The organism is Alteromonas sp. BZK5 (assembly GCF_014349115.1).
GTDB classification, from domain to species: Bacteria; Pseudomonadota; Gammaproteobacteria; order Enterobacterales; family Alteromonadaceae; genus Alteromonas; species Alteromonas macleodii.
On sequence record NZ_JACSOE010000041.1, the window covers coordinates 20,247 to 40,374 of the forward strand.

Genomic DNA, 20,128 nt, shown 5'->3' on the forward strand with positions numbered 1-20,128 from the left:
AGTAAACTTTTCTTTCCTCTGTCTGACTGCACAATCGTAATGCTAATTGTTCTAAAAATGTGATTTAAGTTTTACATTTTTGTAAACAGTGTTGGTGTCATGTACATGCACCTGAAGTCAATTTGCAACGGAATCGCTATGCAGTCAGAAAACAAATTCCAAAACTCAACAGATGTTGATGTAACGCACGCTAAGGTGCTTTCACCTAAGCGTAACACGACCCAAGCCGAAACAACGCAGGCTTTAGTTGAGGAACAATTATCTCATTTCGGTATAAATGCTGAGAGCGACTACGGTAGGGCACTCGCCAACACCGCTCATCATCTATATGGTGCTCAAGCAAGCGTTATGCAGCTATGGGATATTACGAGTAATACGCTACAAGGACTTGATAAAGAAGACAGACTGGCTTATTTCAACGCTAAAAAGTTTCTGTCTTTTCAAATTGCGAAGATACTGGATACGTTGCAAAACCCATTTCGTGCCACGTACCAAAGTTTGTCGAGTGGCAATGGCTCGCAAGGGCACTATCCACTGTTCGACAATGTCACGGCACTTTTTTCTGCAACACCGGTGGTGGTAAGAACAGCGACTTATGTGTATGCCTGTACTGAATGGGTCGACGACGCGTTTCAAGGCAAAGAATTTACTCACCAAATTTATTCACGTCTGTTGAACCCAACGAATATTTCCCTTGCTAACGCCATTGTGGATATGGAAGCGGGTCCTTACGCTGCCGAATATCTAGCCTGGAACTTCAACTCGGGCATGGCTGCCATTGATGCGTGTTTATCAAATGTTCTTAGTCATGGCGATGTACTGATTGTTTCGAGGAACGTGTACGGCGGAGTGTACCAGCTACTTCATGATTATTTCGCCCGCAGCAACCGAATGGACATAAAGATTGCGTGGTTTGACGGTTATGACGCACAGAGCTTTGCAGAGTTCATGCAGCAAACTAAAACTGAACATGCGTCGCGCTTGAACAATGGTGCGAAAATGCACGTGTATTTAGAGTCGCCTTGTAACCCACATGGTTACGTATTGGATGTGCCTGGGATCTGTGAATTAGCGCATGCACAAGATGCGTTGGTAATGTTGGACTCCACCCTTGCGACACCTGTACTGCACCAGCCACTTCAGCATAAAAACAAAGCTGCACGACCAGACTATGTGATCCACAGCTACACTAAAGATTTGTGTGGTAGCGGTGCTACCACAGCAGGCGTAGTTATTGGCGAAGGGCACCGCATGTTCCAGCCAAAAGGCAGTTCAGCAAATGGTGTTGATTGGTCACAGACCATGTTTTGGGATGTGTACTACATCAAAGGTGCGTTCTTAGATTCTGAAAAGGCCTTTGATGTATTAAACGGCATGAAGACCTTAGAGCAGCGCATGATGACCAAGGTCATCAATACGCAAGTGTTTACTGCATTTTTGAATGCCCACGATCAAATTCGCGTTAACTGTCACGCACTGCCTGAACACAGTAATGCCGGTTTGCGTGAAAAGCAGCATACACACGGCTGGCCGTGTACTTTATTCACGGTTGATATGGCGCCGGCAAACCTGCCTCGCGATGTATTTGTGCGGTTCTTCGATGCCCTAGAGCCTGCATTCAGCCACCAAGTGAGTATTGGCCAGAATAATACGATAATTTTATGCCCAGCGCTGACCTCTCACTCTGAGCTCAGTTCAGACGAGCAGAAGAAAGCAGGGATAGAACTGACCACTATGCGTATCGCCATGGGTACCGACAATGTTAAACAGCTCATTGCCCACTTTATGCTAGCCGCCAAACATTTTATCGAGCCTCATGTTCCAGGATTTTGTGAAAAGTTTATGGCAAATGCCGACATCGACGATCTGTATTTGTCGGTAAGTGAAAGAGTAAGTTCACAGCACTTTGGCAGCAAGGCCAGTATGGATTCACTGATGAAAGGTGCATAGGTTCATTTTTTAGCTCAAGAAGTTGCTTTGAGCTGTCGATAAAAAATATTGAGGATGTTCTCCTTCTCCCGGGCCTTTCCTTACGCGGGCTCGGGATTTTTTTATTTATAGCAAAGGTAAATGACGCTAGTGCGCCTAACTTTTGTTATAAGGTAAGATAGACACAGATCTTTAACGTCAAAGAATATCTAAGGCAGCCTTATGCACGAGTTTAAAATTGATGTAACGCTAGATGCATCATTGCCCTTTGTTTTTGCAGCATTTCACGAGCCTGAATATCTTAGTGAGTGGTTTGCACCGGGCGATTGTTCGGTCACACAAATCATGAGTGATTTCAAGGAAGGCGGTCGCTATCGCATAAAGATGATGGATCCCAGCGGTATTGAAATGTCATTAACTGGTGAGTACGTGACTATTTTAGCGAACGAGCAGCTGTCGTTCTCTTGGGCGTGGGAAGATGATATGGAAGAGTCGGTGATGACATCAGTCGACATTCACTTCGAAAAGACTGAAGAGGGGAATGTCAGGTTGGTGCTTATTCAGCAAGGCTTTCTCAATAAGCAAGAGTGCGATCAGCACAACTACGCGTGGATGTCGTGCCTAGAAAAACTTGCCGTATTAGCCGCTAAGAAAAAGTCGTTTAACTAAGGCCATATTTAAATAGTGAGAACGCGTTAGCATTACGCATCGTGTTATTTCAAATAACGCTTTTGAAAAGGGCAGAGCGCTAGGCTCTGCCCAAAGACAATCAGGTCAGCGAAGTCATCGCGTCCTTCCCACTCTTCTCGCGGTAGGTTTCAAAATCGTTGTAGCCTTCTGCGCCACCTCCGTACCACGATGATGGATCGTCAAAGGACTCGAGAGGGTAATTATGCTTAAATCGTGTCGGAAGATCTGGATTCGTGATCCAAGGTCTTCCGAACGCAATCATGTCACCATCGCCGTCAGATAAACGTTTCTCGGCTTCTTCTTTGGTGTAGCCACAGTTTCCAATGATCATACCGTCGAAAAGCGCTCTAAATTCAGCAAGGGTCATGGCTTCGCCTCGTTCATGGAAGCCAAAGGCCAAGCCATCCATTACGTGTAAATAACCTATCTCCAATTTGTTTAGCTGTTGGGCAACAAAGGTAAAGGTTTCACGAAAATCATCGGCCCCCATATCGTTAAATACACCGTTTGGCGATAATCTCACGCCAACGTGCTCTTTATCCCACACGCTCAATACTGCGTCCATCACCTCGGCCAAAAAGCGGTAGCGGTTATCGACACTACCACCATAATTATCGGTGCGCTGATTGCTGCGGCTATCCAAAAATTGATTGATGAGATAGCCATTTGCAGCATGAACTTCCACACCGTCGAATCCGGCTGCCTTGGCGTTAACGGCCGCTTTTTTGTAGTCTTGCACTGTGCGTTTTATATCGTCAAAGGTCATCGCCTTCGGCACTTCGTAGGGCTTCTTGCCTTTAGGCGTGTGAATTTCGTCCCCTTCAATTTTTATTGCTGATGCAGACAGGGGCAAATTTCCATTGTGGAAATCGCTGTGTGATGCGCGTCCAGTATGCCAGAGCTGCAAAACGATTTTTCCCCCTGCCTCGTGCACTCTATTGACCACCGAGCGCCAGGCCTCGACCATTTTGTCGGTATAAATTCCAGGGGTATCAACCCAGCCAATGCCTTCTTCTGAAATGGCCGTTGCTTCAGTAATAATGAGCCCTGCATCTGCGCGTTGTACATAGTGATCGCCCATAATTTTATTGGGTATGCGGTCGGCGCCAGCTCTACCTCTCGTCATAGGGGCTAATACCATGCGGTTTTGCAATGTATTCTCTGCCCAATCAAACGAGCTAAAAAGTACTGAGTCTGTCATTCTTATTCCTTATTCAACGTAGAATAGATTGATGTTGAAGCGCTAAGCGTATTGGTGCTCAAAACGCTATAAGATAGTAGTGAATACAGAGATAGCGAAAAGTTGGATTGGTAGAAAGTTGTCCTTAAAACTAATTAAACACAACGGCAGGGAATGGCATCGGTTTAAAAAAAAGCGCCCGAAGGCGCTGTAAAGTGTATTGCAGGGAGATTTAAAGTATCAAAGCCGCTAGGTTTACGTCGAACCTTAGGCCCAGAACAATCGCATCATCAAGTGCCATGGCTCTGTCGCGCTGTGCGAATTGGTCGGGGTTGATAATGTAGTGAACGTTCGGCTGAATTCTTACGTGGTCATTGAGTTGATAACCATAACTTAGCTCTAACATGGTTTGGCTGCTTGCTGGTGTACCAACCCCGCCGTTTATGCTTCTTAATATACGCTGATCCTCTAGCGCTTCGTCACTGTACTGTTGACGGGTAAATACGAAGCCAATAGTATCGTCAGGGCGTGAGGCCAGTGTGCCTCGCAATACAAAGCCTGCTTTTATATAGTAGTCTTCAATCAGCTCGCCCGACGTACCGGTTAGCACGGCACCGAATAGTGTTAACCCTTCTTTCGTTAGTGGGTTAGGACGAGTAACAGTTTGTTCAAAACGTGCGAATATACCCGAACGACCGTTTCTAACAGCGTAATCATTGCCTGACTGAGCCGCATAGTTGCCCTCTTCATCAAAGACTGGGTCGGTGTAGTCTGCGCCATCGTACCAACCGCCAATTTCATAGCGTCTTGGAAGTTCGTCATTGTCCCACGTAGTTTGATAGCCCAGAGTGAAGGGCACAACAACACCTGTAGCCTCATTAGTCGCCCAATCGAAGCCGTGATCGCCTAAGTCTTGATGACTGGTGTTATCTTCATAGACGCCGGTATGAAAGTATGTTTTTGGCGAAAGCCAGTATTTCGCATGGCCACCCCAACTCGAAACCGGCCACCAAGTAAAGTTACTGGTTCTAAATACAAAGGTTGGGTTCCCACAAGCAGCATTGGTTTGAAAATATTGACAAAGTTCAGAGCCTAAAAAGCTGATATTCGCTACTGTGCGGCCACCTTCCAGTTCTAAATCGCCATCTAAAAACGAGGAAGAAATCGTAAATCGTGCAAGACGGGTATTTTGGCCGCCAAAGATTTCTTGTACGGACGTACTGTTCCCAATGTAGTGCTCGGCTAAGTTTTTGCCGTGTCGGTTTGTCATGGCAATATGGATTTTGGTGTCTTTCCAGCCCGCTAGCGTATTTAAATCTAATTCCCCACCTACAAAGAGCTGTCCAGCATAGGCACTGCCTCTGCGTTCACCACCATCAATATTGGTGGCTGACTCACCCGTATAACTTGCTTGAAAGTCAAACGAGTCTTGAAACTTACTTTGTGATGCTGACGCAGTGGTGGCAACAATGGCGGTGCTTGCGAGGAGCGCTATTTGCAAGCCTGTCTTACATCCAGAAAAGCGACGGGTAACTGTAGGTGTTTTCATCATTATTCTCTCAATTAAAAACCTGTATCAACCGCAGCTTGATATGAGCGTGAGACTGATGACATCTACGCATTTGTTGCTAACTCCTTGTTGACGCAGGATAAATCAGAGTTAGCTAACGTTACAACGCGTTAACATATTCTTGTTTTGAACGAAATCTAACTAACCCTTATCATTAAATCAACCTTGTTTATTTATTTCTTTTGCTACATTTGTGTGTTTTTCGTTAATAGTTGGGAGATGAGATGGCGATATTTCAAGGTGAGTAGAAAGCTCTCTGCGAGGCTTGCTATATTGGTTATGTTATTGTCTATTAAGAAATTTTTAAAGGAGGTTTTATCCGTTTGATAATAGTCACGCATTGATTGTTAACGGTCGTCTACATATAAAGTCTAATTTTTAACGCAATTTGAAATAAGTAAATCAAATTGATTTATTGACAGGGGTAAAGAGCAATGCTTAAATTGGTTAACTAATTTTTTACAAGCGAAAGGCCGTTCTTATGAAAAACAACGCCCCTTTGGTTTCCAAAGACACATTGATTCCCTTTGTATTGTTAACGATTTGCTTTGCTGCATGGGGTGTGGCTGCGAACATGACAGACCCTTTGGTAAAGGTATTTAGTAAAATATTTACCATGTCGTCTTTGCAATCGGCATTGGTTCAATTTGCCTATTATGGCGCGTATTTTTGCTTAGCCATTCCTGCAGCTTTTATCAACAAGCGCTTTTCTTATAAAACAGGTGTATTGACCGGACTGGGCTGCGCGGCCGCGGGGGCATTTCTGTTTTATCCAGCCAGTCAAACCATGACTTACGGTTTTTTCCTTGCTGCACTTTTTGTATTGGCTGGTGGATTATCCATTCTGGAAACGTCGGCGAACCCTTACGTCATGGCGATGGGAAATCAAAAAAGTGCGACACGCCGTTTAAATTTAGCTCAAGCATTTAATCCCGTTGGTACTAATTTAGGTGTGTTTTTGGCTGCAACGCTTATATTGCCAAACCTGAATCAGGCATCTGCACAAGAGCGTGCCGCCATGTCGGTAAGCGAGCTTAAAAACGTGATAGGGGCTGAGCTTGATGCGGTAATGCTTCCTTATGTAGGTATGGCATGTGTACTCGTTTTGGTTTGGGTTGCAATCTTCCTGATCAAAGCGCCAATTCAAGAATCGGTTGAGTCTAGTGTGGAAGACGTTAAGTTGGGCGCTTCGCTTAAGCGGTTAGTAGCCAACAAGCATTATCGGTTTGGCGTATTGGCTCAGTTTTTTAATGTCGGAGCACAAACGTGCGTGTGGACCTTCACCATCCAATATGCAATGAAAGCGACAGGTGGCAACGAAGTGAGTGGTGGTGAAATTTTACAATACAGCATGATTGTATTTCTAATTTCTCGCTTCGTGATGACGTGGGTTATGCAGTACCTCTATCCAGCTAGATTGCTAATGATCATGTCACTGACTGCCATGGCACTATGTATCTTCATGACACAGTCTCCTAATTTAGCAGGCGTAATCGCATTGGTATCTATTTCCGCCTGTTTGTCACTAATGTTTCCAACGATTTACGGCATTGCGCTTGAAGGTCTGGGGGAAGACACCAAGCTAGGCGCAGCAGGCCTTGTGATGGCGATTCTCGGCGGTGCCATTATGCCGCTCTTCCAAGCCGCCATTATTGATAGCGCAGGTGTCGTTGTATCATATATTGTTCCAGCTATTTGCTTCTTGCTTGTAGGTGGCTATGGCTACTTCGACATGCACGCCAAAAAGACCAGCGCTAAGCCTCAGTCTAATGTAGACGCAGATGTCCTTAAAAAGATGGAAATGGGAATAGCGAAATAATATTTCTTAAGTAACGTGTACGGGGCCAGTGATTTTATCACTGGCCCTTTTTTATATATTTAATGTCTTATGTGTTCCACTTTTTTGAGGAATGCACTCAATTAGTTAACATCATTTTTTCACCGTATTTTCATCAGTTTAGTGCATGTTGAATATAACTGATTTTTCCCCTTGTATAGCCCAGAACACCTGCTAAAGCATGAACAGCAGTCGTATAATTTACCCCTGACAATTTGGGAGTAAAACGTATGCTGGACTATGTGCTCATTGGCATAGCGGTAATGGCATTATTGGGTGTGGTATTTGAAGAAGTGCTACACGTGAATAAAGCCAAAACCACATTATTTTTCGGAACATTCGCATGGATCCTTCTTTTCATAGATGCGAATAGGGGCCCTCATCTAGCAGAGCTCAATGAACACCTCATAGAAAACATAAGTGAAATATCCACCCTCTGGTTATTCCTTGTGGCGGCAATGACCTTCGTTGCTTACCTTAACCGCAAAGGTATGATTGAAAACATGTTAAACATTATCATGCCGCAAAAAATAACCCTCAAAAAACTCATATTCTTTACCGCTATTTTTAGTTTTTGCTTCTCCTCGCTAGCTGACAACATCACAGCGACCTTGGTGTCTATTGCCATGGTTTTATCCTTGGGTTTGCCCTTTAACCAAACCATGCGATTTGCCGTGTTAGTGGTATTTGCGGTGAACTCTGGGGGCGTGTCGCTAATAACCGGGGATGTCACCACTCTTATGATTTTCTTGGATGATAAGGTCACTATAACTCAGCTGCTCTTACTCATTATTCCTTCGCTCACAGCAGTACTATTTCTAGCGCTACTGTTGAGTATAGGTATGAAGGGGGAGGTTAAAATAAAAAAAACACGTCATGAACTTAGGCCGGTTGATTACGTAATTGCGGGAATATTCCTGTCCACTATTGTACTGACGTTAATTGCCAATGTGCTTTTTGCTATTCCACCTATGCTTTCGTTTTTAGCGGGTATGGCGGTTATGTTTTTAGTGGCAACCTTTATGGGAGAAGAAAAATATGATGATCCTATCTTGGACTATATTCGCCTAATAGAATTCGACACGCTTCTGTTTTTCCTTGGGGTGTTGCTGCTTGTCGGTATGCTCGATCACATTGACGCATTGGGCGCACTTTTACATGTATATAGCGTAATGCCTTCAACAGGGGCCAACTTTGTGATGGGGGTGTTGTCTTCCATGATAGATAATGTGCCATTAACAGCTGCGTTGTTAAAAGCGGACATTGCCATGTCGACAGCTGAGTGGATGGCGTTCACGTATGCAGTAGGCGTGGGGGGCTCGTTACTTATTATTGGCTCATCAGCAGGTATTGTTACCATGAGTAAGGTTAAGGGCCTGACGTTCGCCAAATACGGCAAGTTCGTGTTGCTTCTTCTTGCAGCGTATAGCGTGGGTTACGCGTTGGTATTGGTAATGGCGAATATGTTTGTTACGGCAAGTTAAGGTGGCGACGTTGCTTTTACAAACAGAACCAATAAAGCGTTTGAGGGCGATAGCCTGTCGCCCTTACGCTTTTTTATATAACGCTCCAAGTACCGTGGCTTTCGAAGCCCCTGTGACTGCAGGCACATTGCCCGGAATATCATTCACATACGCATGTGCAAACCACGCAAATGCTGCGCCTTCAACGTGCTGTGGATGGATGCCCAGAGCATGGCTGTCTGTTACTACATAATCGCTTAACGCATTGCCCAAGTTATGCATTAATGCTTTATTGAATGCGCCACCACCACACACTATAACTTCGCTTTTTGCGCCTTCTCTATTTGTTTTAGGAAAATGCTTCACAATTTCCTGAGCGATAGTGCTACCTGTTAGCGAGAGTAAGGTAGCTTGCACGTCTTTAGGGGCTAAATTATTGTTCTTTTCTTCGCTTTGCAGCTCTGCACTAGAAGGGAAATAATCGGCGAGCGCATTGCTTAACCAATTAATATTGAAATACTCTCTGCCAGTACTTTTAGGCGCAGGCAAAGCGAAGTAATCATCCAGTAAGAGCCTGTCTAACAGACCTGAGTGACAATGCCCTGACGCAGCCCATGCTCCGTCTTTATCAAAGCTTTTATTTAAATGAAGGCTTATCCACTGATCCATCAAGGTGTTACCGGGTCCGGTATCAAACCCTTTAGGTGGCGAAGCATCTTGTTTTGGCGCAAGCAGTGAAACGTTTGCTATGCCGCCAATGTTAACGAGTGCTCGGTGTTTATCATCACTGGCAAATACTGCATTGTGAAAAGCGGGCACTAAGGGAGCACCCTGACCACCAAGGGCTATATCTTTGCGCCTAAAGTCGGCAATAACATCAATGCCGGTAAGAACAGCGATGGTATTAGGATCGCCTATCTGACAGGTGAAGCCGCGTATGGATGATTCTGCAAAGTGTGCTGACAATACATCGGAATTCGGATGATGACGTACGGTTTGGCCGTGCGAGCCAATAGCCGTAATATCCGAGGGACCTAGGTTGTTTTTCTCAAGCAGCGCTAAGGTGACCTTTGCAAAGGTTTCAGCAACCAGTCTATCAGCGATGGCCAAGCTGTTAAGTTCATCAGGACCTTCACTACAAAGTGCTTTGAGTGCAGTAAGTAATTCGGCAGAATAAGGAATTGAATGGGCGGCGAGGGTGGTGCAAGACGTTTGCGAGATGTCGCACAGGACGGCGTCGACGCCGTCCATGCTAGTACCTGACATCAGGCCAATATATTTTGCCATTTAGTCGTCGCTATTTCATCGCAAGCATAATGCGCTTGTTATTATCTAGCTGCTCTTGGCGTATTGCGGCAATTTCCATAAATCTTTCTCTCTCTTCCTTAGCAATAGGAAGCGCCTTCGGTAGCTCTACCGTACGAGGGTTTCGGTGAACACCATCCACTAAGAACTCGTAGTGAAGATGGGCGCCAGTAACCATACCTGAACTACCTAAATAGCCCACGGTTTGGCCTTGCTTAACCGTATCTCCCACTTTCACTGCACGCTTCTTAAAGTGAAGATATTTGGTCGTGTATTTCTCGCCATGCTGAATGAAAACATGGTGACCGTTATATTTATCGTATCCGGCTTTAATTACCTTACCGTCACCCGCAGCCATAATTGGCGTACCAACCGCAGCGACATAATCTGTACCGCGGTGCGCTTTCCAACGCTTTTGCACGGGGTGGAAGCGAGCTTTTGTGAAGTTAGAGCTTACATATCTAAAATTCACCGGCGCACGTAAGAAGCTCTTACGCATACTGCGCCCTTCAGGCGTGTAGTATGTGCCATCTTCGTGAAGAATAGCGCTAAAATGCTCGCCTTGGTTGGTAAACTCCGCTGCAACGATGTCGCCGTAACCGACAAATTCACCGTCGATGTATTGCTCTTCGAATACTACGTTGAACGTATCGCCAGAACGGATCTCAATGGCGAAGTCGATATCCCAGCCGAAAATACCCGCCAAATTCATAATTTGGTTGCTGGTTAAGCCTGCATCACTGGCGGCGTTCCAAAAGCTTGAGTGAATTTCACCTTGGGCGAAGTTGTAGCGAATGTCTACATCTCGCTTTTCAAGCTCAGCGGTTAAGGCGCTGTTCTCATCCGACGACTCTGGACGTACAAACAGGGTTTCAGTCGAAGACAATTTGTACTTTAGCTCGCCGAAGCTGCCGTCTTTATTCGCTTTAAACGATAGTTCATCGCCGGGCAATAAAGTAACCAGCGTTTTTGTTAGCTCTCCTGCCTGCGTTACGTTATATACATCACGCGAAGTGAAGCCAGCACGCTTAAATAGCTTTGCTAATGTATCGCCACTGCGCACCTTGTACGTCTGCCATGAAGATTCTTCTTCACCAGAAAATACGTTGGTTGACGGCGCAATATGAAGCTCCACCGGATAGCGGACACCCGCATCCAGAATGTGTGCTTCTTGATGGCGACTGGCTTCTACTGGTTCACTTGGAAAAAGAATAAGCCCACCCAGAAATAAGCTAGCTACTGCTATCCCAGTTCTGTGCTGTTTCGGTAATTTTTTAAATAAATTGAGCGCTTTAGAAGCGTCTAATTTCTTTCTCATACTACTGCCCACCTGAGAAATGTTATGTGCACAACACTATTTCACATACGTTGCTCAAAAATGCAACTTTTCTCATTATATTGTTAGCGCAAATTGTTACACCCAATAGCTCTTATCATGAAGACTATTTCTAGAGTTTACTGAATACAGTCCCCGTTAATTCAGCACTCTAATTCCACGTTAAAAACTGTTGGGTTTAACAACATGACTGTTTGTAATCCGTTTTTTGACGCGCAAACCTTTTAATGGTTCCGTTGTACGCGTAAAATGCCCGCCAATATTGAATATACAGTTTTTTTAAGAGTGTGACGTACAAATGAAAGATTGGCAAACAGCGCTAGCTGAGATTAAACGGGGCGTTGATGAAATACTCCCCGAAGAGGATTTAATTGAAAAACTAAAATCCGGCAAAACCCTAACCATCAAAGCGGGTTTTGATCCAACTGCGCCTGATCTGCATCTTGGTCACACTGTGTTGATCAACAAGTTGCGTACATTCCAGCAACTAGGCCACAAAGTTGTTTTTCTTATTGGCGATTTTACTGGTCTAATTGGCGATCCTACAGGTAAAAATGTAACACGCAAGCCTTTAAGTAAAGAACAGGTATTAGAGAACGCGAAAACGTATCAAGAACAGGTGTTCAAGATCCTTGATGAAGATAAAACGGAAATACGTTTTAACTCAGAGTGGATGGATGGCCTTGGCGCGGCAGGCATGATTAAACTTGCGGCTAGTCAGACCGTTGCACGTATGCTTGAGCGTGACGATTTTAAAAAGCGTTATAACAACGGTCAGCCAATTGCTATTCACGAGTTTCTGTATCCGTTAGTGCAAGGTTGGGATTCTGTTGCGCTAGAGTCAGACGTTGAATTAGGTGGTACTGATCAGCGCTTTAACTTGCTAATGGGTCGTGAGCTTCAAAAAGAGCAAGGCCAAAAGCAGCAATCTATTGTAATGGTTCCGCTTCTAGAAGGTCTAGACGGCGTTCAGAAGATGTCTAAGTCTTTGAACAACTACATTGGTATTACAGATGCGCCAAACGATATGTTTGGTAAAGTGATGTCTATTTCTGATGATTTGATGTGGCGTTACTATGACCTTCTAAGCTTCCGACCGCTAGAAGAGATTGCTGAGCTTAAAACTCGCGTTGCTAACGGTGAAAACCCACGTGATATTAAAATCATGCTGGCGAAAGAAATTATTGCACGCTTCCATGACGACGCAGCGGCAGAAGGCGCGCATCAGGACTTTATTCAACGTTTCCAGAAAAACGCTATTCCTGACGACATGCCCGAGCTTGAAATTGCATTGAGCGATGAAGGTATTGCCATTGGTAATTTGTTGAAAGAAGCTAACCTTGTAGGTTCGACTTCAGATGCTATGCGCATGATTAAGCAAGGCGCAGTTAAAATTAACGGCGATAAAGTGGAAGACACCCGCTTAGTAATCACCGAAAAAGGTGAAAATGTGTATCAGGTGGGTAAACGCAAGTTTGCGCGTATTACGCTAGCCTAATGTTTTTCTGATAGTTTTTGAAAGCCCGCTTAGTTAAGCGGGCTTTTTTTTGCCTGAAATATAAGTACTAGTGGATAGTAGGGCGATTATTTTTTTAGAAGGCCCTAACTACTCATACAAAGTTAAGCATCAAGCCAAATTTGAAAGTGGGGGATATTGGCTTTAACGTTTATAAGTAATTGTCGTTAAACGTTTTTTATTTTTCTTACTTTTTTTGAAAAAGTTTGTCAGGATTTTGCAATCGCTATCGTCTATAGGGGAAAAATCAATCAATAAACCCAACTGTACGATAAGCAGTTAACGCGTAGCAGGCTGGGATGAAAAAACAGTGAAACTCAATACTAACGCTTACGCAATGCAAAGGATAAAAACATGACAACGGTAACTTCTGCTCGTACAACATACCATCAAGCTAACAAGAGCCTTCCTGCGAAGGAAGCGTTCACATGGCTGAAAGAGGGGTGGCAGCTTTTTATAAAAGCACCTTTCAAATTATTGGGGCTTTCTTTTGTTACTTTATTTGCCGCGGGGCTCATTCAAGCACTAGCAGGGCCAATTGGCTTAGGCATATCGAAATGGGTAGGTCCGCTTCTGGCTGCCGTGATGTGGTTGGCCATTGCCAACTTAGCAGAGAACAACAAGCTGAGATTGTCGGGCGGTACCCTGCGCTCATGGACAAATGTCGCTTTGTGGAGTTTGACCGGGCCAGTAATCGCGTGGATCCAATTTCAAATTGGCGCTATGTTAATGGGCGCAGATTCAGTGGCGGCGTTAGCGAAAATAGACGATATGAAATAGCTGAAAGCTATACCGTTATAATTCAAGAATAGGAGCGAAGCCCCCATAAATAAGGCGTTTACCGTCGAAAGGCATGGGGTTTTCGTTTTCCTGCATTCTAGGATCTTCCATCACCTTTTTCCAAGCAGTATCACGTACTTCTTTTGAAGGCCAAAATGCAATGGAAAACACCACGGTTTCATTTTCTTTGGCTTTAACAGCCATCGGGAAAGACGTGACTTCCCCTTCAGGGACATCGTCACCCCAAGCTTCAAGTATTTTAGTCGCACCATACTCTTTAAAAATATCGCCGGCGAGTTTGGCGTGCTCAATGTATAACGCTTTATTTTCAGTGGGAACGGCTACAGCAAAGGCATCGATATATGACATGAGGTGACTCCGTCAAAGAATAGATACCTAAAATAGCCTAATTTATAGCTAGTATGCAATGCTTAACATTAAGGTGAATCGTAAATTATACATTACTAGCGTTCTGCTATTTTGGCCCATTGGTACAAACCATGCAGTGCCAGTCTCCTTGCTTTCGCAAAGGGGTAGGTTTTCAAAGGAGAACGATAAAGGGGAAGCGATAAATCGACGTCATTGCTACCCATCATACGTTGAGCAAGTCGTTGCCCTGCAAACGCGGCAAAAGATACGCCCGAACCGCAATACCCCATGGCGTAACCGATATTACCGCTAGAGCGGTTTAATTTGTTGCCGCTTACCTCATTGTCGATGAAAATCCGGGGCATACTGTCTAACGATACACTTACCCAACCACTCCAAAAATAATCCATGGCGATACCGCTAAGTGAAGGGAAACTATTAAGCATCGCGCGATATAAGCGCTGTTTCTCTGAAACATTATCTGCATCTTTACCTTTTACGGCACCACGACCGCCGAATAATAATCTGCCATCTGGCAGCACACGGTAGTAATACTTCATCATCCGCGTATCCATGAAGCTCATTGGTGCGGTTAGGCCAGACTTTGCGCGCTGTTCGCTACTCAATGGCGCAGTGATAAAAATGCTCGATTGAACAGGAAATTGCTTATTGTCTACGCTGTCATGAAAGCGCTTAGGGGTATAAGCATTAGTAGCAATGAGTATGTGTTTGGCCGAAACTGACCCGCTGGGTGTTGCGACAACATATCCGGTCTTGTGCTTTTCAATGCGAATGGCTGGCGAGTCGTAAAAAAGCGTTGCTCCAAGCTCCTTTGCTACTCTTGCATATTCGCTTACTAATTTTAAAGGGTGTAAGCATGCACCCTTTAGCTCAACGCCACCATACGCCCCTTCAATACCAAAGCGCGCAATAAGGTCTTTTTCACTAAGTGGAGAGCTCGGCACATTGAAGTGTGACTCAAGATGCTTAGCACTGGCACAGAGTAGTTCGGCTTGCTTTGGGTTATGCGCCAGTTTTAAATAGGGTCCTTCTACCAAATCGACCTGCATATCAAAGTCTGCAATACGTTGTTTAAGCAGGTGTACCGCGCCATCAAACTCGCCCTGCATAGCTTTGGCGGTGTCACGACCCCACTTGTCCTCTATGGCGCTTAAGCTCAATCGGCCGCTACCCGAGAGGATAAAGCCTCCGTTCCGGCCCGCACAGCCAAATCCCGGTGAATTCGCATCAAGTAGCGTGACTTCTTGTTTCGCTTGAGCAAGTGTGATGGCAGCTGAAAGACCGGTATAACCACCACCGATAACGAGGTACTCAGTGTTTACCTTCTTGTTTAAAGGCGGCAGTGTTGGTGGTTTGTGTGTAGCGTGCCAGTAGCTGTTTGCCGCGGGTAACATTGATGAAACGCCGCGTGAAATAAGAGGATCGTAGGTCATAGAATAAAAACGTTTTTACCTTTGGCGTACTTATGGGGCTTGAAATTGAAGCAGCATTTCCGCACCTTCACACTCGCAATAACCCTCGCATACAGGGCAATCGTAGCCTTCGTGAATAGATGCGTAGCGCCATTTATTAGGGTGTTTCTTGATGAGCTGCCCCCCATTTTTGGTGAAGTACTTAAATGCGCTGTTGCCAGGGCTTGCCAACCAAATATGTGCTAAACCCGCTTCTGCGCCTTGAATTTGCGCACATTCAATCGATTTACTTAATAGTCTGCTGCCAATTCCACAGCCCTGCATTGCGGGGTCTACCGTATTACATTTGAAATAGCATACGGTATTTGGATCTACTGGCCAAAGGGAAGGGCTGCACCACTCATCTGCTTCCCATTGCGTATGCGCAAAGGTTAACCTGAAACCAACAACTTTTTGTTTGTATAGGGCTACCCAGCTAGCATTAGTATTGCCAACAAAGCTCTTTGCATAGTAATCAGCAAGTAGCTCGTTGGTTAGGTAGTTATCTCCGTGCACGTGATTGCCAAGAGCAATCACCCCTGCAAAAAACTCAGGCGCTAGAGACTCGTAGCTGATATCACTTTGAATTATGTGGCTCAAATGATTTGTGGGCTTCATACTTTTTCTTTACGCGGGGCGTTTTTCATCCCGTCAAGGTGCACATCCAAGGCTTCAACTGATATCAATATTTCTCTTACCGACATCCATAGTGAATATAGAAGTGATACTAAACTTGCAGCAAACACCCAGTTTCCTACCTGTTGATAGGTGAGGTATATCGCTAGCATGGATACTACACAAAGAAAAAAACTACCCACACCTGCTATTTGCATTCGCTTAATAAGTTGAATACGTAATCGAAGGTTTTTTATTTGTGCTTGAGTATTCTCATCTCTCTCTTCTTTTGAAAAGTTTCGGATAATAGTTGCAAGCGTTAAAAAGCGATTGGTATAGGCTAGAAGCAATAAAGAAATCGCCGGAAATAACATGGCCGGAGTAGCAATATCTATTTTCATGGGTGTTTCATACAATCGTCGAGTAAAAAGAGTGTATCACAGGGGCTCAGTTACACACAGTAATCAGCCAAGAGGTTGAACTTACAACACTTTAGTGCCAAAGACTAATACGAAGGAGAAGGCGGAATATTGAGTCTACATTCGGTCAACTGTCATGCCAGCGGCACTCCAGCCTAACATATCGCCTTCTAAATGCATGACTTCAGAAAAATCGAGTTCTTCCAATACTTTCATTGTCAGTTTGGCTCTTCTGCCTGAACGACAATAAATGATAATAGGCTTGTTTTTGTGGCCTTCTAATTCGCTAAGGTAGTCATTGATATTTTCATGGGGCATATTTACTGCGCCAGGAATGTGACCATCGGCGAATTCTTGCGGAGAGCGAACATCAATAAGGAGCCAGTCGTTGTTCGCAACTCGCTCGATAAGATATGGTGATGCGGCAACAGAGGCTTGCGCGGTCGCTTTCGCTGTGCACTGAAGCGACACAAACAATGCAACACTGATAACAACTAGAAAACCCGCAACAACAATCCGCATGAATAAAAACTCTTACCTTTTTATAGAAGATTAGAACCTGCTTTTATTCTGTTACACAAAGGCGCTTAAATTGGGCCAAGTCGGTGTGTATCAATTGAAAACAGCCCAGCAGGTCTAGACTTAAGTATAACGCTTACGCGCTTTCTTTAATACCTTTACAGAGTACTTTTAGTTCATTTATTAATCGCAATGAAAACCGACTGGTGACGTCTGGATCCACAATAATTAAGGGGGCTTTGAGGAAAGAGCGATGATCACGCCAGAATACCTCAAGCTCTGAATGCGTACTTCTAGATGCCGCAATGAGTGCATGAGGTTGGCGAGTAAGTACATCTTTTAATGCGACTTGAGGATAGTCTACAGGACTGTCTGCAAATAATGTTTGAGCACCACACACATTCAGCAGTTGGTTACCCCACGCGTTGGGACCGATGGTCATAAGTGGAGCAGTCCACGAATAATAAAATACTGGTATGAGCGAGGATTTGTCGTATTTACTTCGAAGCTCGGCTAGTTCGTTGAGAAAATCATTGGAGAGCTGGGTCGCCTTCTTTTGCGTATTTGTAAGTGCACCAAGCCTTTTAATTTCGCTGGCTATATCAGTGATATTTTCGACCTTACTGCTAAATACGTTTAGACCCATCGAGGAAAGCTTATGGATATCTTGTGGCTTATTGCCTCCATCCCATGCAAGAATTAAATCAGGTTCTAAAGCCACAATGGTAGCGATATCGGCACCTTGAAAATCCGCCACCCGCTTAATATTTTTCGCGGCGTCAGGATAGTCGCTATAGTCGCTTACACCTACAAGGTTAGGGCCTAAGCCCAAACTAAATGCCCATTCGGTAAGGTGGGGCGCAAGGCTGACTATCTTTAGCTCGACGGAATTTGATAAGGCGCTTGATTCCGAGCTTGGTGCAACATCGGCAGAAGCAAATTGATCTGAATGAGCTAGCTGCTTTGTCTCGGAATCTGATTCTGAGTTAGCAAATGTGAGAAGAGGTAAATAGCTTAAAATTACAAAAAAAATGGTTTTCATCATAACTGCTGTTTTCATTGGGCTACGGCCATTGCCAGCATAGCTAACGATGCAAAGGCGCTAACCGCAATCATGGCATGAGTGACCGTATTTTTGGCTGTCAACATGTGAGAGTACTTTACCTCGTTAGCGCCTCCCACGCGGGTGTATCGAATCTTCTTGTTGGCATAAATTGCTGGTCCGCCGAGTTTAATATCAAGCACACCGCCCATAAGCGCAAGCAGTAGCGACGTTTTATCTTTCACTGGGGAGCGCTTTATGGCGCGAAACCCTTTAATAGGATGGCTGACCAGTAGTGTTGCTAGACCACCAATGACCGCGGGCGGCATATTAAGTAAGTAAACAAGATTGCGTACGGGTTTGGCAAAGAAAGTCATTGCAGGGGTTCGGTAATGCCACTGCCAAGATGTGAGCAAAAGCAATCGATAAATGAGTGCGCCTATGGGGCCTGCCACTACAAAGTAGAAAATGACACCGCAATAAAGATAAAGAAACTTCAGCCATAGCGATTCTATCGCGGCTTTGGCAACTCCTATATCGGAAAGTGAATCGCATTGACGTGCGGTAATGGTTTGCGCCATTTCACGTGCGAGGGATTTTTTATTTCTTCCCACGCTTGCCAGCACTTTTTTGTACTGTTGACGCTGGTAACCGTAATCGAGCAGTGCGACGAGAATAATCGCCTCAAAGAATACGGGGTATTGGGCCATGTACACCAAGATGGCAACACATACTACCAATGGCGCAAGAAGAACTAGGGCGGCTAATGAGCCTGAAATATAGTGCTGAGACCTACCGTATTCACGAGAGGGCACCACTTTGCGCCCCATTTGCTGAACGAGGTAGCGCATGAGCGTTAATGGATGAGTACTTTGGGGCCAGCGCCATAATGCGTCAACGGCGATAGCCAGCCAAAGTACGAATAGCGACTGGTATTGCGGGTCGCTAATTACCTCTGCCATCTTATTTTGCGAGGGCCTTAATCATTGCCATAACTAATTGTGCTGAGTGTTTAGCGGCAGTGTCTAGATACTCTTTAAAGCTCACTGACGACGTTTTTCCTGCAATATCCGACAATGAACGAATGACAAGGAAAGGCGTGTCGAGCATATGGCAAGTTTGACCTATAGCTGCACCTTCCATCTCAACCGCTTTCATGTTTGGGAAGTTTTCACGCAGTTCTGCTACAGCTTCGTCGCTACCGATAAACGCATCGCCCGTACAGATTAAACCTGTCGTCGACTGAAGCGACGTAATGCCTGTGGCAGCACTACGAGCGGCTTCCATTAACCTTGTATCGCAACGGAAATCTTCAGGCATACCTGCGCATTGACCGAGCTTGTAGCCAAAATGGGTTAAATCGGCATCATGGTGAATAACGTGACTGGCGATCACTAAATCACCGATGTTTAGATTCTTGTCGAAACCTCCGGCAGAACCGGTATTGACAACAGCATCAGGGGCGTACTGTTCGATAAGTACAGTAGTAGCAATTGCGGCAGCCACTTTACCAATACCGCATTTTACTAGCACCACTTCTATGTCGTTAAGTGTACCTTCGTAAAACGTCAGGTGCTTCCACTGGGTTTCTTTTACATTCCAAAGTGACGCTTTAAGTAGCGCAACTTCTTCGTCCATTGCACCTAAAATACCAATTTTTTTCATAACTTTACCGACGGTGTTGAGGGAGTTTAACGAATGGATTAATTGTATAAGGAAAATGGGCAAACTGACAGAAAAATGCCTCTGTTACCGCTATTTGAGAGTAAGAAAATAGCAAAGCAACAAAGGCCAGGGGAAGTGGGGTTACGTCTTATGCTGCAGCTGGTCTGCTTGAACGCACTGGGCGAGTCGGGCGCTTTGGTGGCTCTGGATTATGCGTTGGCAGCTGTGCCATTTTTTGCTGTAAACGGCGATAAGGAATGAGTTTGTTTTCCAAACACTCGCGAATATCGTCAACGGTATAACCAGATTTCACTTTAATTCTTGCATGAGGAAGGCCGGCAGCATCAAGTGCTCCGGTTACAAACCAGTCTTTTTGTGATTTATAACCATCTTTGCCTTGGCTATGAACTAAGTCGATAGC

General features: G+C 44.8%; 19 protein-coding genes. 6 read left to right on the top strand and 13 right to left on the bottom strand.

The window, feature by feature from the left end:
- Nucleotides 1-138 precede the first annotated feature (138 nt).
- Together BIZ39_RS12735 and BIZ39_RS12740 are read left to right on the top strand one after the other, a co-directional pair.
- Nucleotides 139-1,950 (top strand): trans-sulfuration enzyme family protein, encoded by a 1,812-nt coding sequence (locus tag BIZ39_RS12735; RefSeq protein WP_187447150.1) that lies wholly within the window; start codon nucleotides 139-141, stop codon nucleotides 1,948-1,950.
- Nucleotides 1,951-2,151: 201 nt separating this feature from the next.
- Entirely contained in the window at nucleotides 2,152-2,598 is a 447-nt protein-coding gene (locus BIZ39_RS12740; RefSeq protein WP_014950566.1) for an SRPBCC domain-containing protein, read from the top strand.
- Nucleotides 2,599-2,698: 100 nt separating this feature from the next.
- Here the strand turns inward: BIZ39_RS12740 and BIZ39_RS12745 are convergent, their stop codons facing one another.
- Together BIZ39_RS12745 and BIZ39_RS12750 are read right to left on the bottom strand one after the other, a co-directional pair.
- On the bottom strand, nucleotides 2,699-3,820 hold the full coding sequence (locus tag BIZ39_RS12745; protein WP_187447151.1) for an alkene reductase: 1,122 nt from the start codon (nucleotides 3,818-3,820) through the stop codon (nucleotides 2,699-2,701).
- Between the two features lie 211 nt (nucleotides 3,821-4,031).
- Nucleotides 4,032-5,351: a carbohydrate porin gene (locus tag BIZ39_RS12750; RefSeq protein ID WP_187447152.1), complete on the bottom strand. Its 1,320-nt coding sequence runs from the start codon at nucleotides 5,349-5,351 to the stop codon at nucleotides 4,032-4,034.
- 499 nt (nucleotides 5,352-5,850) lie between these two features.
- On the opposite strand from BIZ39_RS12750, the gene fucP reads away from it, so the two are divergent.
- The gene (gene fucP, locus BIZ39_RS12755) at nucleotides 5,851-7,188 is read left to right on the top strand and encodes an L-fucose:H+ symporter permease (protein ID WP_187447153.1); all 1,338 of its coding nucleotides are present in this window, start codon (nucleotides 5,851-5,853) and stop codon (nucleotides 7,186-7,188) included.
- Nucleotides 7,189-7,436: 248 nt separating this feature from the next.
- A complete protein-coding gene (locus tag BIZ39_RS12760; RefSeq protein ID WP_014950562.1) occupies nucleotides 7,437-8,690 on the top strand; it encodes an SLC13 family permease in 1,254 nt (417 codons plus the stop codon).
- A gap of 63 nt (nucleotides 8,691-8,753) precedes the next feature.
- Here BIZ39_RS12760 and BIZ39_RS12765 read toward each other — a convergent pair whose 3' ends face one another.
- Complete coding sequence (locus tag BIZ39_RS12765) at nucleotides 8,754-9,956, bottom strand: anhydro-N-acetylmuramic acid kinase (protein ID WP_187447154.1); 1,203 nt, start codon at nucleotides 9,954-9,956, stop codon at nucleotides 8,754-8,756.
- Nucleotides 9,957-9,966: 10 nt separating this feature from the next.
- On the bottom strand, nucleotides 9,967-11,292 hold the full coding sequence (locus BIZ39_RS12770; protein WP_187447155.1) for an OapA family protein: 1,326 nt from the start codon (nucleotides 11,290-11,292) through the stop codon (nucleotides 9,967-9,969).
- Between the two features lie 316 nt (nucleotides 11,293-11,608).
- Between BIZ39_RS12770 and tyrS the strand changes: the two genes are divergently transcribed.
- Both tyrS and BIZ39_RS12780 read left to right on the top strand, forming a co-directional pair.
- A complete protein-coding gene (gene tyrS / locus BIZ39_RS12775; RefSeq protein WP_014950559.1) occupies nucleotides 11,609-12,808 on the top strand; it encodes a tyrosine--tRNA ligase in 1,200 nt (399 codons plus the stop codon).
- A gap of 372 nt (nucleotides 12,809-13,180) precedes the next feature.
- Complete coding sequence (locus tag BIZ39_RS12780; protein ID WP_262385760.1) at nucleotides 13,181-13,606, top strand: hypothetical protein; 426 nt, start codon at nucleotides 13,181-13,183, stop codon at nucleotides 13,604-13,606.
- 15 nt (nucleotides 13,607-13,621) lie between these two features.
- Here the strand turns inward: BIZ39_RS12780 and BIZ39_RS12785 are convergent, their stop codons facing one another.
- The 9 genes from BIZ39_RS12785 to BIZ39_RS12825 all read right to left on the bottom strand — a co-directional run.
- Nucleotides 13,622-13,975, bottom strand: a complete 354-nt coding sequence (locus BIZ39_RS12785; protein WP_014980153.1) for a DUF1428 domain-containing protein — start codon at nucleotides 13,973-13,975, stop codon at nucleotides 13,622-13,624.
- 95 nt (nucleotides 13,976-14,070) lie between these two features.
- A complete protein-coding gene (locus tag BIZ39_RS12790; protein WP_187447156.1) occupies nucleotides 14,071-15,429 on the bottom strand; it encodes an FAD-dependent oxidoreductase in 1,359 nt (452 codons plus the stop codon).
- A gap of 30 nt (nucleotides 15,430-15,459) precedes the next feature.
- Nucleotides 15,460-16,065, bottom strand: a complete 606-nt coding sequence (locus tag BIZ39_RS12795) for a GNAT family N-acetyltransferase (RefSeq protein ID WP_039235276.1) — start codon at nucleotides 16,063-16,065, stop codon at nucleotides 15,460-15,462.
- Entirely contained in the window at nucleotides 16,062-16,463 is a 402-nt protein-coding gene (locus BIZ39_RS12800) for a DUF2721 domain-containing protein (RefSeq protein WP_014950552.1), read from the bottom strand. Before BIZ39_RS12800 ends, BIZ39_RS12795 begins: the two co-directional genes overlap by 4 nt.
- A gap of 135 nt (nucleotides 16,464-16,598) precedes the next feature.
- On the bottom strand, nucleotides 16,599-17,003 hold the full coding sequence (locus BIZ39_RS12805; RefSeq protein ID WP_187447157.1) for a rhodanese-like domain-containing protein: 405 nt from the start codon (nucleotides 17,001-17,003) through the stop codon (nucleotides 16,599-16,601).
- A gap of 133 nt (nucleotides 17,004-17,136) precedes the next feature.
- Nucleotides 17,137-18,060 (bottom strand): cobalamin-binding protein, encoded by a 924-nt coding sequence (locus BIZ39_RS12810; RefSeq protein WP_187447158.1) that lies wholly within the window; start codon nucleotides 18,058-18,060, stop codon nucleotides 17,137-17,139.
- Nucleotides 18,057-19,004: a cobalamin biosynthesis protein gene (locus tag BIZ39_RS12815; RefSeq protein ID WP_187447159.1), complete on the bottom strand. Its 948-nt coding sequence runs from the start codon at nucleotides 19,002-19,004 to the stop codon at nucleotides 18,057-18,059. Before BIZ39_RS12815 ends, BIZ39_RS12810 begins: the two co-directional genes overlap by 4 nt.
- Before the next feature lies 1 nt (nucleotide 19,005).
- Nucleotides 19,006-19,707, bottom strand: coding sequence for a 5'-methylthioadenosine/adenosylhomocysteine nucleosidase (locus BIZ39_RS12820; RefSeq protein WP_187447160.1), 702 nt, complete (start codon nucleotides 19,705-19,707; stop codon nucleotides 19,006-19,008).
- Nucleotides 19,708-19,855: 148 nt separating this feature from the next.
- Nucleotides 19,856-20,128 (bottom strand): DUF2726 domain-containing protein (locus BIZ39_RS12825; RefSeq protein ID WP_187447161.1); only part of this gene is annotated, 273 nt, incomplete at its 5' end.